This is a genomic window from Pseudomonas sp. AU12215, from assembly GCF_001675465.2.
Lineage (GTDB): Bacteria > Pseudomonadota > Gammaproteobacteria > Pseudomonadales > Pseudomonadaceae > Pseudomonas > Pseudomonas nitroreducens.
The window spans coordinates 29,862-45,904 of the sequence record NZ_MACM02000176.1 but is presented as its reverse complement, the minus strand read 5'-3'; the positions used below and the strand labels follow the sequence as shown (position 1 = coordinate 45,904).

Annotated in this window: 13 protein-coding genes; 7 read left to right on the top strand and 6 right to left on the bottom strand. The window is 58.4% G+C overall.

The window, feature by feature from the left end; translation table 11 throughout:
- Positions 1-2: 2 nt before the first annotated feature.
- From A9513_RS29760 to A9513_RS29730, 7 genes are all read left to right on the top strand, one after another.
- A complete protein-coding gene (locus A9513_RS29760; protein ID WP_169917819.1) occupies positions 3-752 on the top strand; it encodes a DUF4194 domain-containing protein in 750 nt (249 codons plus the stop codon).
- Positions 749-4,054: an ATP-binding protein gene (locus A9513_RS29755; protein ID WP_083196256.1), complete on the top strand. Its 3,306-nt coding sequence runs from the start codon at positions 749-751 to the stop codon at positions 4,052-4,054. Before A9513_RS29760 ends, A9513_RS29755 begins: the two co-directional genes overlap by 4 nt.
- Complete coding sequence (locus A9513_RS29750) at positions 4,005-5,195, top strand: Wadjet anti-phage system protein JetD domain-containing protein (protein ID WP_255302905.1); 1,191 nt, start codon at positions 4,005-4,007, stop codon at positions 5,193-5,195. The genes A9513_RS29755 and A9513_RS29750 overlap by 50 nt, the downstream gene beginning before the upstream one ends.
- A gap of 940 nt (positions 5,196-6,135) precedes the next feature.
- On the top strand, positions 6,136-6,318 hold the full coding sequence (locus A9513_RS29745) for a hypothetical protein (RefSeq protein ID WP_023083527.1): 183 nt from the start codon (positions 6,136-6,138) through the stop codon (positions 6,316-6,318).
- A 118-nt stretch (positions 6,319-6,436) separates the two neighbouring features.
- On the top strand, positions 6,437-6,700 hold the full coding sequence (locus tag A9513_RS29740) for a BPSL0761 family protein (protein WP_023083526.1): 264 nt from the start codon (positions 6,437-6,439) through the stop codon (positions 6,698-6,700).
- A 2-nt stretch (positions 6,701-6,702) separates the two neighbouring features.
- The gene (locus A9513_RS29735; RefSeq protein WP_023083525.1) at positions 6,703-7,308 is read left to right on the top strand and encodes a DUF6088 family protein; all 606 of its coding nucleotides are present in this window, start codon (positions 6,703-6,705) and stop codon (positions 7,306-7,308) included.
- Positions 7,309-7,681: 373 nt separating this feature from the next.
- On the top strand, positions 7,682-8,719 hold the full coding sequence (locus tag A9513_RS29730; protein ID WP_023083524.1) for an IS630-like element ISPa47 family transposase: 1,038 nt from the start codon (positions 7,682-7,684) through the stop codon (positions 8,717-8,719).
- 59 nt (positions 8,720-8,778) lie between these two features.
- Here the strand turns inward: A9513_RS29730 and ggt are convergent, their stop codons facing one another.
- The 6 genes from ggt to A9513_RS29700 are packed head-to-tail and all read right to left on the bottom strand — an operon-like array spanning position 8,779 to position 15,990.
- The gene (gene ggt, locus A9513_RS29725; protein ID WP_023083523.1) at positions 8,779-10,365 is read right to left on the bottom strand and encodes a gamma-glutamyltransferase; all 1,587 of its coding nucleotides are present in this window, start codon (positions 10,363-10,365) and stop codon (positions 8,779-8,781) included.
- On the bottom strand, positions 10,358-11,353 hold the full coding sequence (locus A9513_RS29720; protein WP_023083522.1) for a D-isomer specific 2-hydroxyacid dehydrogenase family protein: 996 nt from the start codon (positions 11,351-11,353) through the stop codon (positions 10,358-10,360). Before A9513_RS29720 ends, ggt begins: the two co-directional genes overlap by 8 nt.
- 2 nt (positions 11,354-11,355) lie before the next feature.
- The gene (locus tag A9513_RS29715) at positions 11,356-12,486 is read right to left on the bottom strand and encodes an aromatic ring-hydroxylating dioxygenase subunit alpha (RefSeq protein ID WP_049878502.1); all 1,131 of its coding nucleotides are present in this window, start codon (positions 12,484-12,486) and stop codon (positions 11,356-11,358) included.
- Positions 12,483-13,226, bottom strand: coding sequence for an ABC transporter ATP-binding protein (locus tag A9513_RS29710; protein ID WP_033982761.1), 744 nt, complete (start codon positions 13,224-13,226; stop codon positions 12,483-12,485). The genes A9513_RS29715 and A9513_RS29710 overlap by 4 nt, the downstream gene beginning before the upstream one ends.
- Positions 13,223-14,008 (bottom strand): ABC transporter ATP-binding protein, encoded by a 786-nt coding sequence (locus A9513_RS29705; protein ID WP_033982762.1) that lies wholly within the window; start codon positions 14,006-14,008, stop codon positions 13,223-13,225. Before A9513_RS29705 ends, A9513_RS29710 begins: the two co-directional genes overlap by 4 nt.
- Positions 14,005-15,990 (bottom strand): ABC transporter permease, encoded by a 1,986-nt coding sequence (locus A9513_RS29700; RefSeq protein ID WP_033982764.1) that lies wholly within the window; start codon positions 15,988-15,990, stop codon positions 14,005-14,007. Before A9513_RS29700 ends, A9513_RS29705 begins: the two co-directional genes overlap by 4 nt.
- Between the last annotated feature and the right edge of the window lie 53 nt (positions 15,991-16,043).

The window sequence follows — 16,043 nt, the reverse complement described above, 5'->3', positions numbered from 1 at the left end:
GCATGGCAGGGATCTTCGATCGAATTGCAGGCGCCTCTGGCGCCGACGAAACGGAGCTGACGGTGGAGGCCATAGCGTTGGATGACGGCATGGATGATGAACAGCCTCTTATGAGCGCCGCTGTTCAGGTCGATGAGCGCCGGACGCCGCAACGGGTACGTGAGGCCGTACAGGAAATGCTCAAGTACGGGCTGCTGGAAGAAAGTCACAAGCCCAATCTGTATCGCTCGGCGCTTGCCAATATCGAGGCGGTCGACACAATCCTGGAACCCCTCGACCTGGCCATGGGGGTCGACGAGGTTCGCGGGCTGGTGTTTGTTACCGTTCGCCAGGGCGAGGTAGCCGAGCAGGATGACTGGTCGCACCCCCTTGTGCGCAGGCAAAGGCTGAACCTGGAGCAGTCCCTGCTGATCGCCATTCTGCGCCAGCATTTCATCGCCTACGAACAGGAAAGCGGTACGGGTGCCACTCAGGCACTGGTAGCTGTTGATGAGCTGATTCCGCAATTGCAGGTTTACCTGGGCGAGCTGGGCAGTGAGGCGAAGGAGCGCAATCGCGTCATCACGCTGCTGGATCAGCTCAAGGGGCATGGTTTGGTGTCGGCTCTGGACGCCCATGACCGCGTCATCATCCGCCCCATCATTACCCACTTGGCCAACCCGGAGAACCTGCAGGCACTGGTGGTTTGGCTGCGCGAGCAGGTGGAGGGCGCGACTACCCCGGCTGCCGCGGCTGAGGAGGACGAGGCGTGAAGCAAGCACTGCTCTGGCGTGACAGCGAGACCTTCATTCTCAGCAGCATCGAACTCTATAACTGGGGCGGCTTTCAGGGCTATCACCGTGCCGAGATCGATCCCTCAGGCACCGCCGTGATCGGCCCAACGGGTAGCGGTAAAACGACGCTGGTGGATGCGCTGATGACCTTGCTGTGCGCCAACCCGCGCTACAACCTGGCTTCCACAGGTGGGCATGAAAGCGACCGTGATCTGGTGTCCTATGTGCGCGGGGTTACCGGACCTGGAGACGGAGGTGTAGAGCAATCTCATATCGCGCGCCAGGGTAAGACGGTCACCGCCATTGCCGCCACGCTCGAGCGTGACGGTGCGCAGGTTCGATTGGGCGCTGTGCTCTGGTTCGAGGGCACCAGCTCTTCGGCGTCCGATCTGAAAAAACTGTGGCTGTTGAGCGAGTCCACCGAACAGACGCTGGAGCATTGGCTCGGCCAGCATCACGCGGGCGGCATGCGGGCGCTGCGCCAGATGGAAAAGGATGGGACGGGTATCTGGTCTTATCCGAGCAAGAAAACCTTCCTGGCCAGGCTCAGGGATTACTTCGAGGTCGGTGAAAACGCCTTCACCTTGCTCAACCGCGCTGCCGGCCTGAAACAACTCAATAGCATCGACGAGATCTTTCGCGAGTTGGTGCTCGATGACCGCTCTGCCTTCGCGCGGGCCGCCGAGGTCGCCAGCAGCTTCGACGATCTGACCGACATCCACCGGGAACTGGAAACCGCCAGAAAGCAGCAGCGCTCCTTGCAACCGGTCGCCGATGGCTGGGAGCGTTACCGGGCCTTGCAAGCACAGTTGCAGGATAAACAGGCGCTCGAAGGCATTCTTCCGGTCTGGTTCGCCGAACAGGGTCATCGCCTGTGGCTGGCCGAAACCAACAGGCTCGAGCAGGAGCACAAGCAGGCCGAACTGGATCAGGAGCAATGCAGGGAGCAGCTTGAGGTTCAGAAGAGCGTGGTCGATCAACATCGTCAGCGCTACCTGCGCGTAGGTGGCGCAGGGCTGGATCAATTACGCGGGCGCATCGCGGATTGGCTCAGGGAGTGCGATAAGCGGCGCCTGAAGGCCGAGCAGTACCAGCGCCTGGCCAAGGGGCTTGGACTGGCGGAGGCATTATCGGCCGCAGCCCTCGAGGAGAATCAGCAGCAGATCGCGGCGCGCCTGGAAATACTGACCCAGCAGATTACTGACGCGCGGCAAACGGCGTTCGATGCGGGTCTCGTCCAGCAGGAGCTCAATGGCCGCCTGCAGGCCTTACAGCAGGAGCGTGCCGAGGTGGAGAGACGGCCAGGTTCGAACCTGCCCGGGCATTTCCATGCTTTTCGAGGAGATCTGGCGCAGGCGCTTGGCGTCGATGAAGCGGCCCTGCCTTTCGTCGCCGAGCTGGTGCAGGTCAAGCCCGAGGAACTGGCCTGGCGGGGTGCCATCGAGCGGGCAATCGGCAGCCACCGGCTGCGTATCCTGGTGCCGCAGGGCGCGTCCGAGGCTGCACTGCGTTGGGTGAACCAACGGCATAACCGCCTGCATGTGCGCTTGCTGGAGGTCAAGGAGCCGTCGTCGCGCCCCGTGTTCTTCGACGATGGCTTTACCCGCAAGCTGACCTTCAAGGAGCATCCGTACCGAGAAGCCGTGAAGGCACTGCTGGCGGACAACGACCGACATTGTGTGGAAAGCCCGGAGCAATTGCGTCATACCCCTTACGCCATGACGGCCCAGGGGCTGATGTCGGGTAAGGAACGCTTCTTCGACAAGCAGGACCAGAAGCGCCTGGATGAAGGCTGGCTGACCGGCTTCGACAACCGCGACCGTCTGGCCTTCCTGGCTGAGCAGATTGGCGAGGTCGATGAACAGCTCGCCCCTGCCAAGCTGGCCCTGGATACCGCCCAGGGCGCTGTCCGCCAGTTGGAGAGTCAGGCTTCGCTGCTGCAACGCGTCGAAGAACTGCAGTTCGAGGAGATTGATCTGCCGGGCGCCGAGCGTCAGCTGGAGTCGCTGCGTGCGCAGCTCGAGACTCTGACGCGCCCCGATTCCGACCTCGCCTTGCTCAAGGCCGAGCTGGATCAAGCCGAGGTGCTGCTGGACTCTCTGGACCGACAGAGGCAACGACTTATCGAGCAGTGCGGTCAGTTGAAAATGCAGTTCGAGCAGGCCGCATCCGCTACCCGTAAGGCCTATCGCGGCGCCGAGAAGGGGCTGAGCGATACGCAGCGTGAGTTGGCGCAAGCGCACTTCCCGACCCTGGCGGCAGATGACCTCGGCGATATTGTCGAACTGGAGCGCCAGCATACGCGTGAGCTGCAAGGGCAGCTCAAAGCGCTCGGCGATAAACTGGGCGACCAGAAATCGGAGCTAGCCAAACGCATGTCCGACGCCCTGAAGGTGGACACCGGTGCACTGTCAGAAGTCGGGCGAGAGCTGGTGGACGTACCCAAGTATCTGGAGCGTCTGCGCGTGCTGACCGAGGAAGCCCTGCCCGAGAAACTCAAGCGCTTCCTGGAATACCTCAATCGTTCCTCGGATGACGGCGTCACCCAGCTGCTCAGCTATATCGACCATGAAGTCGCGATGATCGAGGAGCGCCTGGATGACCTCAACAGTACGATGCAGCGTGTCGATTTTCAGCCCGGACGCTATCTGCGCCTGGTGGCGAAAAAGGTCATCCACGAAAGCCTGCGCACCTTGCAACAGGCTCAGCGCCAACTGAACTCGGCGCGTTTCATCGATGATGAAGGCGAGAGCCATTACAAGGCATTGCAGGCGCTCGTCGGGCTGCTCAAGGACGCCTGCGAACACAGCAGGAATCAGGGCGCCAAGGCACTGCTGGATCCGCGCTTCCGCCTGGAGTTCGCGGTATCGGTGGTCGATCGCGAAAGCAGGAATGTCATCGAGACCCGCACAGGTTCTCAGGGCGGCAGTGGTGGCGAGAAGGAGATCATCGCCTCCTATGTGCTGACCGCCTCCCTCAGCTATGCGCTCTGTCCCGACGGCAGCAGCCGGCCGTTGTTCGGCACCATCGTGCTCGACGAGGCGTTCTCGCGCAGCTCCCATGCGGTGGCCGGTCGGATCATCGCGGCGCTGAGGGAGTTCGGCCTGCACGCTGTCTTCATTACCCCCAACAAGGAAATGCGCCTGTTGCGCCACCATACGCGTTCGGCCGTCGTCGTTCATCGGCGCGGCGTGGAATCCAGTCTGGTTTCCCTGAGCTGGGAAGCGTTGGATGAGCATCATCAACAGCGCATCAAGGCCATGCATGAAGTCGCCCACTGACATCGGCCACAACCTGGCCAGGCAATGGCAGCGTTCCAGCGTGCGCCTGGAACGCTTGCTCAATCCCGCCAGCTGGCCGCAAAGCCTCAACATCGGCAAGCCTTCGGCACGCCTGTTCGCTGACAACATCCAGGCGGTGCTCCGCCATGTGGAGAGCTGGCGGAGCGTGAAGGTGGGGACGGTCGACTGGGAGCCCGTCAGCTACCGGGCAGGGCTGGACGCCATTTCCTTGCCGATGCGCTGGCACTTGCGCAGCCCCACCGAATGGATTGCCGCGACCGGCGATCCAGCGGTCAGCCAGGAATACGCTCAACTCGAGTATCTGGTCGAGCAGGTCGACAGTGCCTTTCATGCGCTGCTGGTGGCCCAGCGCAGCCTGTGGTTGACGAAGATGCCTGAGGAAGTCGTCGCCACGGCGCAACTCGCCACCCGCTTGTCGCCAGGCTGTGCCCGAGGCCGTCCGCTGCGCCTGCTTGCCGAGCATGGCGTGGACACCAAGTTTTTCGAGCGCAACGCCAGCTTGCTGACCAGGCTCCTCGACGAGCGCTTCGCAGGCGCGGCGTCCGAACAAGGCCTGACGACGTTTCTGGATGCCTATGAAGAAAGCGCTCACTGGGTTCTGGTCGTTCCTCTTCAGCCTGGGCTGCTGCCCTTCAAGCGGCTCAGGCTCACCACTGCGGAACTGGCCGAGACCGCACTTCCCGGTTCGCGCTTGCTCGTGGTGGAAAATGAGCAATGCATTCACTTGCTGCCTGAGAACTTACCGGAAACCCTGGCTGTGCTGGGCTCAGGACTCGATTTGCAGTGGCTAGCGTCCGCGCACCTGGCCGGGAAACAGATCGCATACTGGGGCGATATGGATACCTGGGGCTTGCTGATGCTGGCGCGAGCGAGACTCCATCAACCAGCAGTCGAAGCACTATTGATGGAGCAAGAGCTGTTTGAGCAGCACTCACCGGTGAGCGCAGTCGTCGAGCCGACCAAAGCTCTGGATTCGGCACCGCCTGGTTTGCTGGCTGACGAAGCGGACTTCTATCGGTATCTGCTGGTGCAAGAACGAGGACGTCTTGAGCAGGAGTACCTGCCAAAGGAACAAGTTGAGCGCGCTATCGAGCAGTGGGCTCGAAAGATCCCTGTATAGAGCGGCTGGCGGTGGGCTCAATAGCCCTGTAATCCAGAGACCGCCTACCCTTAAACCACAGTCTTCAGATATTCCTTCTCTGAAAATTCCAACGTTGATCACTTTAGGCGGCCGGTTTTCAGCGATGGTCTGCAACGAGTCTTTTCATCTCGTCGACGAGACTAAGGGCGATTCACGATTCCGGTCGACTTAAAGCGCCGGAGGCCGGGGCGCTCACGGATTTCCGGTCAATTGAGTTGCACCATGGCCGAGCCGATCTCGCGCTCGCCGGACTCCGGTCTGATGACGCGACCAAGAGCGCTCGGCTGTTTCCGGTTGCGCTGGAGCGTATGGTCGGGGCTGGGTGACTGCCCGCACTCAGGATGCCGCTCAGCTGAAAGCCCTGCAGGTCGGGGGCGCTCACGAGATTCCGGTCTGATGACGCGACCARGAGCGCTCGGCTGTTCCGGTTGCGCTGGARCGTATGGTCGGGRCTGGGTGACTGCCSGCACTCAGGATGCCGYTCAGCTGAAAGCCCTGCAGGTCGGGGCGCTCACGAAATTCCGGTCAATTGAGTTGCACCACGGCCGAGCCGCGATCTCGCGCTCGCCAGATTCCGGTCTGATGACGCGACCAGGAGCGCTCGGCTATTTCCGGTTGCGTCGGAACGTATGGTCGGGGCTGGTTGACTGCCTGCGCACAGCATTCCGGTCAGACAGCGACACAGGGAGATTCACCACTTACTGCGCGGTTTACAGGGCGACGGGAATCCAGCGCTCGCCCCAGTTTTGCATCCACCGGAATTTGCCGAGCGCCTTGGATCACAGGAACACCTTCGCCAAAATAGTCAAATGAACCCTCATTTCCTAATCTGGGAACTGACGAAATTTGCGGCATCTGCGTTAGCGCAGCGGAACATCGAGTTACCGTGTGTCTCGTAAGTAATCGGGAGCGCACGCTGATGAGATGGTTTTTCGTGGTGATGCTTTGCGGTGGGGCAGGTCTCTGGCTAAGCGCCCAATATCAAGTTCCTCAATGGTTGCTTTGGCTGCTGCTGGCGCTGGGAACCACGGTATGGGGCCTGGCCAAGTGGATGGAACAGCAGGAGGCCGAGACGGAGCACGATCAGGATCGCAGGTGCTGATCAGGATTGGGCCGTATGGGATCTCCCAATGGCCGCAGCGCTGAACTACGCGCTGTGTGGTGGACGATGGTGAGCGAGCTATCCGGGGCTTTGAGTTCATGACCAGGAGATAACGAGATTGACCCTCCCTTACGAAAGAACACGCGCCATCGTCAAAACAGAGGAGTTCCTGCGTGAACTCTCCCGTCATTCGGGGTTACCGCAGGATATCCGCAGCTATGCGAAAAGCCTGCTCAGGCACTATCCATCTGCCGACCAGATTTTCTCGCTGGGGCGCCTTGAGGAATGTCTGGTAAACGAAGCGCTTGAAGATGAATACCGACGGCGGGTGATCGCCTTCCACCAGCAGCTGCTCTGCTCGTCGCTGGAGTCGACTCGATAGCGATGTCCCGCCCAGACTTTGAACCGCCGGTGTCTCACCTCGTCGCGCAGCGGCTGAAGCATCTGCGCAAGGGGAGGCCTTTCAGCATCAGGTGTCTTGCAGAGCTTGGTTCGAGCTCGGCCATCTCCAAGGCAGTCGCCCAACTTGTTCGCCGTGGCGAGCTTGAGCATGTGTATCGTGGCATCTACATGCGGCCGAAATACAGCCAGTACACCGGTCGGGTTCATCGTCCTGGGCCTTCGGACTTGGTGAATCTGATTGCCAGGCAGAACCGTTGGAAGCTGCAGATCCACGGCGCTGATGCCGTGAGGCGATTCGGGCTGAGTACTCAGATGCCAGTCATTCCGATCTATTACACGAGCGGCCCCAGCCGATCGCTATTTGTGGGGAAGGCCGAGATCAGGCTCGTGCATGCTGCTCCGATGGTGATGCAGTGCGCAGGAACTAAAGTGGGGATGACCATCAGCGCTCTGTTTTATCTCGGCAAAGGTGGTACTACGCCGGAGTGTGTTGCTGTAATCAAAAAAGCTCTCAGCCCCGAAGACCTGAGCAAAATAGTGGCCTGCAGAATGCCGAAATGGATGCGCGCAGCGCTGGAGACAACATGAGCCGGTAAGAAGCAGCCAGACACTCCGTTTGGCTGCCTATCCCTCTATCAGTGTCGGACCTGCATCTATTGCTGGCTGCCCTTCTCCATATTTATCCGCGCGCTGCGGATATAGCTCACCGACACGCCCAGCCGTCGGGCGATCTCTGCGTCGGAAAGGCCCCCGAGCTCCGAGATAATTTCGGGTGTCATTTCGGGCAACGGTCGCTTGTACGCTTGTATTCCAAGCTCCCTACGCATTTTTTTTGACCGGAAAATTACTGGAGATCCACGGCGCTGATGCCGTGAGGCGATTCGGGCTGAGTACACAGATGCCAGTCATTCCGATCTATTAACATGGCAAATAAATAGGGCATATTGGATAATCTATCTCCATGAAAATAGATGCCCGCAAACTCAGCCCCCAAGAACAACGTGAAAAGCGCTCTACGGCCCTACGCATGCGTGAGCAGGGTTACACCTACAAGGCTATTGGCGAAGCGGTTGGTGTTCACCCCCGCACTATTGCTCACTGGGCGCAGGTCGCAGAACATAAAGGCGAAAAGGCTGCCATAGCCGGCGGCCAGCGTGGTGTGCGCCAGGGTGATCGCCGCAGTTTGAGCTCCAGCCAGGAAGTGCTGATTCGCACCTTGATGACCGATAAGATGCCCGACCAACTCAAGCTCGGCTTTGCGCTCTGGACGCGTGATGCGGTGCGAGAACTGATCCGCCAGCGCTGTGGTTTTCTCATGCCGGTTCGAACGGTTGGTGAATACCTCAAGCGTTGGGGCTACACCCCGCTGCGACCACTGCATCGGGCTTATCAGCAGAAACCTGAAGTGGTTCAGTACTGGCTGGATAATGAATATCCACGCATCGCACAGCGGGCCAAGGCTGAGAATGGTGAGATTCAGTGGGGCGACGAAACCGGTATGCGCAGTGACAGCCATGCTGGCCGCAGCTACGCCCCTATTGGCGAAACGCCGGTGCGCCTGGTCAGCGGCAGTCGTTTTTCCACCAACATGATTTCCACCGTGACCAATCGGGGCAAACTGCGCTTCATGTTGTATCGGGAAACGCTGACAGCCCCAGTGCTGATTCGCTTCCTGAGTCGCCTGATTCGCGATGCTCAGGGCCGCAAGGTGTTCCTGATTCTCGACAACCTGCGCGTACACCACAGCAAAAAGGTGAGCGCCTGGGTTGGCGACCGCAAAGAGCAAATCGAACTGTTCTTCTTGCCGGCCTACGCCCCGGAGTTGAACCCTGACGAGTATCTGAATTGTGATTTGAAACATCAGGTTCGTACGGGCTTGCCGGCGCGTAATCAGGACGAACTGGAAGGGCGTGTTCGCTCGGTCATGAGACGATTGCAATTACACCCCCAAAGAATCCGTTCTTATTTCCGGCATCCACGTATCGCCTACGCGGCATGATTTGGTGTATTTGATTGCCGGGTTAATAGTGCGGGGTAGCCCACCGTGAGTCACTACTGCTAGTAGCCGATGGCAGAACCATCTTTACGCGGATCAGAACCGGCAGTCAGGGTGCCGGTTTGAGGATCGATGAGAATAATTTGACCGCCGCCCAGCGGCTTATAGCTGGGTGAATCGACCAGCTTATGCCCAAGCGCCTCAAGGCCCAGACGGGTATCAGCACTGACTCCCGCCTCCACCTGTACCACACCGTTCTCGAAGAACACTCGTGGCGCATCGATTGCCTCTTGCGCATCCATGCCGTAGTCGATGATGTTGGTCAGAACATGTACCTGCCCCACCGGCTGGTAGTCTCCACCCATCACGCCAAGTGGTGCAATCACCTGACCGTCCTTACAGAGCATACCCGGCATAATGGTATGCATGGGCCGTTTAGTCGGGGCGATAACGTTCGGATGTTCAGGACTCAGGCGAAAACTTTTGCCACGGTTTTGCAACAGCACACCGGATTTTGGAGCAACCACACCACTTCCAAACTCGTTGTAGATTGAATTGATAAAACTCACCACGTTGCGGTTTTCATCCACCACACACAGATACACCGTATCCGAGTGATCCAGCACCGAGTCAGGCAGCTCGCCTGTCGCTTTAAGGTTAATACCCCGGGCCATTTTTTCGCCCACTTCAGGCGCCAGCAGTTGCTCCACCGATGTGTTCATAGACGCCTGATCGGCAAGGCGCAGATCACGCTCACGGTAGGCCAGACGCGAGGCTTCAACTTCCAAATGAAGGCGTGCGGCACTCTCAGGATGCAACTCTTTCAAATCGAAGTGGCTCAGGGTATTCAGCATCAGTAGGGCTGTTAAGCCTTGGTTATTGGGTGGCACCTGATACAAATCAAAGCCACGGTAACTACCTTTAATAGGGTCGACATAATTGCCCCGGCACTCGGCAAAATCTGCCAGCGTGTGCAGCCCGCCACCAGCTTGCAGCGCCTCCACCATATCCTCGGCGATAGCGCCGGTGTAGAAGGCATCGCGACCAAATTTGGCAATCGCCTCCAAGGTATTGGCTAGTTCGGGCTGACGATGAATTTCGCCAGCCTTGGGGGCGCGGCCTTCAGGTAAAAACACCCGACGCGCATTGTCGATTTCTTTCAGCCACGGCTCGTTTTGCGCCCAGTCTCCCGCCACTCTGTCGGCCACCACATAACCTTCGCGGGCGAAGAAGATCGCGTCTTTAAAGACTTCTTCACGTGCCAGAACGCCGTGCTCATCCAAAAGCTGACACCAGGCATCAATCGCACCCGGCACCGTCACGCTATGCGCACCGCGACCGGGAATGGCATCAAGGCCCTGCTGCAGATACCAATCAAGGGTGGCGGCCTTTGGCGAGCGGCCCGAGCCGTTAAAGGCGCGCACCTTTTGATCTTTACCTGCCAACAGCACAAAGCAGTCACCGCCAATACCGGTGGCTTGCGGCTCAACCACCGCCAATACCGCAGCAGCGGCTACGGCAGCATCCATCGCACTGCCCCCACGGCGCAAAATATCCAGGCCGGCTTGGCTGGCCAGCGGGTGAGAAGTGGAAATCATGCCGCGCTGGGCACGTACCGGGGAACGGCCAGGTAGATGTAAGTTACGCATGGTGAAAACTCCGCAAACGGCTGGCATGTTCTGGATTTAAGGCCAAGGCAGGGACACGCCCGGCTAACAAGTCCTGGACTTGTGCCACACATTCCATGGCTTGGTAATCACTGGCCTCGGGTGTCAGCCCGGCAACATGAGGGGTAGCAATAACATTGGCGAGCACGGCAATTTTTGGATTCGGCTGCTCATCAAGGCCGCGCCCCACATCAAGGCCTGCGCCTTGAATCTGACCGCGGGTGAGTGCGTGATAAAGCGCTTCCTCATCAACCAGAATGCCTCGGGCGATATTGATAAAAAAGCTGTCTTTGCGCATTTGGCCAAACGCCCTAGCGTTAAACATCTCTATGGTTTCGGGCGTGGCGTAGGCTGCGGCAACCACATAATCAGAGGAGGCCAGCAGCTCCTCAAAACGCACCTTTTCAATGCCCTGTTCGGTGATCTCTGCGTAAGGGTCATAGACTGACACCTGCATGCCCGCACACAGACAAAGGGCCGCGATGCGCTTACCAATCGCGCCATAGCCGACAATGCCTACACTGGCTCCATAAAGCTGGCGACCAAAGACCATCGGCTGCTGATGCACGCCCTGATGATAAAGTGTGGCAGCCTGGGTAATACCGCGGCCCAGATCAATCATCAAACCCAAGGCCAGCTCACTACAGGCCTCGGCGTAACCTGCGCTGCAACGCACCGCCAAGATGCCTGCAGCACTGGCTGCTGACACATCGACATTGCGCGCATCCACCGCGCAGCGCAAAAAAGCCAGCAGGTTCGGCAGACCCGCAAACACCAAGGCCTCGCCCGGCGCCAGGCGATCAGAAATAATCACCTGACAATCTTTGGCTGCTGCTACTAGCGCATCGCCCCGCAAGGGCTCGTCACTATCGTTTAGCCGTACATTGCCAAGCCCCTGCAGGGTAGTTACCGCGCGGGCACTGAAGAAGTTTTTCAATAAGTCGCGGTTATGGGTAATCAGGATATTCATCTTTATCCCTTGGCAATTGGCAGATGACGCAACAGCCAGTTGTTCATGTCATGCACCACATCATCACGCCACGACAAGTGCCCCGGGGTATAACGAACCGAACTCAGGCCTTTTTGCTGTTTTTCCAGGATGCCAACATCTTCCAGAGCTACTGTGCCCCAGCGGTGGTAGTAAGGCTGAGCGCGCTCTTCAAAGTCGGGCAGCTCCAGCAAGTGTTTGGGGAAGCAGCCGCCCACCGACAAGTGCGTACGATCCACCGCAATCGGCCTTACTACCAGCCACCACATGCAATCTTGAGCGCAGCAGAATTGGGTAGTGGGCTCGACCAGAGTGAAGAAAGTGCCTTGTTTAGCCTGTTCGCTCAGGCCTTCAATTTGCGGAAAAGGCGCGTCCTGGGTTTTGTCGAGGACTGCGCTCGTCATCAACGACTGCACTTGAATGGCGTGCCATTCGCCTTTGGCTGCAAAGGTCAGGCTATTTTGCGCGCCTACGGTTTTGGCATGGACGATCCCGGTGTGATAGGTCTCCATTGCGTTTTCCAAAAGCAGCTTCCAGTTGCATTCGGCGATGATGTCTTTGCGCCAAACGCAGACCATATCCTCTAATTTGTTGGTCCCGACCAGCTCATCAAAGTCACCTAGATGGGTCATTAAATCCGGCGCGTTGTCGTCGAAATTTAAAAAGATATTGCCGCGCCACACGCTCATGCGAATCGGCACCAGCGCGTTATGTTCCGGATCAAAGCCCGGAACATCAGCCATCCCGGGCGCCCGCATCATGCTGCCATCCAACTTGTAGCTCCAGGCGTGATAGGGGCAGAGGATGTTGCGACGGTTACCGCAGCCTTCCAGCAGAATCGAGCCACGGTGACGGCAAAAGTTGGCAAAGGCGTGCAGCTCGCCTTGCTCATCACGGGTCAGCAGCACCGGCCCGCCCACGGTATCAATGGAGCGGTAGTCGCCCGAGCTGGCAAGCTCATCGGTACGCGCGGCAAAGAACCAGTTCTTTAAATGGATATGCTCCACTTCCTGTTTGAAGATTTCTTCACTGGTGTAGTAGTGCGGTGCAAGAGCACGGGCCTCGCCCAGTTCAGTGCCGCTCCAGAGGTACTTCGCAGAGTGGATCGTCATCATGCAACTCCAGTCACAGGTGTAGCGGCACCGCCGCCCAGATACAGTTGTTTTAAAAGGTCGGCATCCAGACTTGCACCGGAGCCTTGGTAGACAAGACGGCCCTGCCGCAGCACGTACGCGCTGTCAGCAATGGCAATTGCTTCAAGGGCGTTCTGCTCAACCATCAGCACCGTGATGCCCTTGTCGCGAATACTGGCTACCGCTTCCAGCACCCGGTCAATCATCTGCGGCGCCAGCCCCATGGTTGGCTCGTCCAGGATCAGGCATTGCGGGCGCGACATTAGCGCCCGGCCAATCGCAAGCATTTGCTGCTCTCCTCCGGAGAGGGTGCCGGCGAGTTGTTTGGCGCGGGTTTTCAGGATCGGAAACAGCTCGTGCAGCTCGTCGATATCACGGTCGATGGCGCGCTTGTCGCGCTGAATGTAGGCGCCCAGCAGTAAGTTCTCGGTGACCGTCATGCTGGCAAACACCAGCCGGCCTTCCGGTACATGGGCAATGCCCAGTTCGGAGCGGCTTTCAGCGCGTAATTTCAAAAGGTCGTGAGTGATATAGCGGATGCTGCCGCTGACCGGTTTCACCAGCCCTGAAATGGCTTTCAGAGTGGTGCTTTTACCTGCACCATTACTGCCGACCAGACTGGTGATCGTACCGGGCATCACCGCCAGACTGATATCGGTCAACGCTTCAACGGCGCCATAACGCACGCACAGGTTATCGACCTGAATTAATGGCGCAGTCATGCTTTGCCTCCTTTCACCTTTTGTTTGCCGAAGTAGGCGCTTTGCACGGCTTCATTGGCGAAGACTTCGGTCACGCTGCCTTCAGCCAGTTTTTGCCCGTGGTAGAGCACCGTGATCCGGTCGGCTAGACCATGGATGATGCTCATATCGTGTTCGACCAAAAGAACACTGGTGCCGTCGTCACGGATGCGTTTAATCAGGGCCGACAGCTCTTCCTTTTCGGCCAGGTTCATACCCGCCAAGGGCTCATCCAGCAGCAGAAGACGGGGGCGTGAGATCAGCGCGCGGGCAATCTCTACCCGGCGCTGATGGCCGTAGGCAAGGGTGGTGGGGGCACGCTCATCAAAGCTTTCATCCAGACCGACAAAGCGCAGAAGTGCTTTGGCTTGCTCAACCATCTGTGCCTCATGCACGCGCAGCGCCCGACGTAAAAACAGCAGGTGCCAGAGGTTTGCGTCAAAGTGCCGGTGGGCACCGACCAACACGGTTTCCAAGACACTCATCGCACCAAACAAACGGATGTTTTGAAAGGTGCGGGCCAGCCCTGCCTGGGCGATCACATGGGCTTCACGCCCACAGACTTCACTCCCGCTGATGGTCAATGACCCCGCTGTCGGTTTAACGAAACCAGACAGGGCATTGACCACAGTGCTTTTACCCGCACCATTGGGACCGATAAGCGCATGTATATGGCCCTCCCGGATACTGATATCCAGCCCGTCCACCGCCTTCAAGCCACCAAATGTCACGCTTAAACCTTGAGCATTTAGCAGGGCGTTCATTGCGCCACCAGCTTGACCCGCGCTTTGGCGGCAAGTCCTTGAGGTCGGTACAGCATCAAAAGGATCAACAACAGGCCCAGAAGGGCAAAACGCGCTTCAGGGAAGGCTTCAACAAAGGGCAAATCCAGCGCCAGCTGCAGGAACACCACCCAAATCAACGCGCCGATAAAGGGACCAATCAAAGTACCCAACCCGCCCAGAACAACCAGCATCAGCAGCAGAATGTTTTCAAACAGACTGAAGTTGAAAGGGCTGATGTACTGCTGGCTGTGGGCATAAAAGGTGCCAACCAGTCCACCAATAAAGCCACCGAAGGCGTAGGCATATAGCTTGTAGCGCGAGGTCGGGATGCCCATGGCTTCGGCAGCGTCTTCATCTTCACGTATGGCCACCCATGCCCGACCAACATGGGAGCGCACAATGCGAGCAATCACGAACACCACCAAGGCCGCCAGCGCCAACGCATAAAGGTATTGGGCCTGAGCGCTGGCCAACTCGTAACCAAACAGGTTTGGCAACGGGATATCGCGAATGCCCATCGGCCCCCGGGTCAGATCCACCCAGTTGATAGCCACGATGCGAATAATCTCGCCAAAGCCCAGGGTCATGATGGCCAGGTAATCGCCGCGCAGCTTTAGCGTCGGGTAGCCGATACACATTGCAGCCAGCGCTGCGAGTACACCGCCGACGATGAAGTTGGCGTACATCAGCCACCAAACCTCAGCAGATTCAATGCCGAAGCCCTGGCGCATCACCAGAATGAAGATGATTGAGGTGAAATAGGAGCCCACCGCCCAGAAGGCGACATAGCCCAGATCCAGCAAACCGGCAAAGCCCACCACCACGTTCAGACCGCTGGCGAGCATCCCGTAGATCAGCACGAAGATTAAAATCCGCAGCCAGTAGTCGCTGGTCACGACGAAGGCAAGACTAGCTGCAACAGCCACCAGAGCGATCATCAGCCAAGGACTTGGGCTGGCGAATTTACCTAGCAGGTGCTCAACGCGAGCCATCAACCAGCCGCTTTGCGGGCTGTTGCCCAACAAACTTCCACGCTCACCAGCAACGGTTTCCGGCCGGCCGAGCAGGCCTTGCGGGCGGAAGTACAGGAGCAAAATCAGCACACTGAAACTGATGGCGTCTTTCCAGGCGTTGCCGTTCGGCAAGTAACCACCACCCAAGGTTTCCATCATCCCCAGCAACAACCCGCCCAACGCAGCACCCGGAATGCTGCCAATGCCGCCCAAAACCGCTGCGGTCAGCGCTTTAAGCGCAGGTATAAAGCCCATAGTGGCGTGGGCAAAGCCGTAGGTTTGCGCGTAAAGAATCCCCGCCAGAGCGGCAAAACCTGAGCCAAGTAAAAAGGCGATGGCGATAATGCGGTTTACCGGGATGCCAATTAAGGTTGAAGCCGTGCTGTTGTCAGCCGTAGCCCGCATCGCCCGACCAAGGCGGCTGCGCGCCACGAACTGGTGCAACCCCAGCATCGCCACAACCGCCACGATAATGGTTAGTGCTTCTGGCACAGTGAGATAGAGCGAGTTGAACAAGACGATCACTTCCATCTCTGAAAGCGGGTTTTCCGGGAAGCGCAGCTCTTCAGCACCCCAGATACTTTGCGCCCCGCTTTGCAGCAGCACAGAGATTGCGATAGAGGTAATTAAAGGCGCCAACCGCGGGGCGTTGCGCAGTGGCCGGTAGGCCAAACGATCCACCACAACGCCTAATATTCCAGCCAGAACAATTCCGAAAGCAGCTGCCAACGGTAGCGCGAAGTGCGGCATCGCCACCGAAACTCCAAACAGGCTGATCTGGTCGAGCATCAAGCTCACGGTAATAAAGGCGCCCAACATGAAGAACTCGCCAAAGGCGAAGTTCACCATGCGCACCACCCCGTAGACGAGACTGAAGGCTACGGCCGCCAGTGCGTATATCGCACCAATGGTCAGGCCGTTAAGCAAAAGCTGAGCAAAGTATTCCATGGCAAACCCATCTGTGTTGCACGAAAGCAGCGGCGCAGCCGCACGGCAAATGG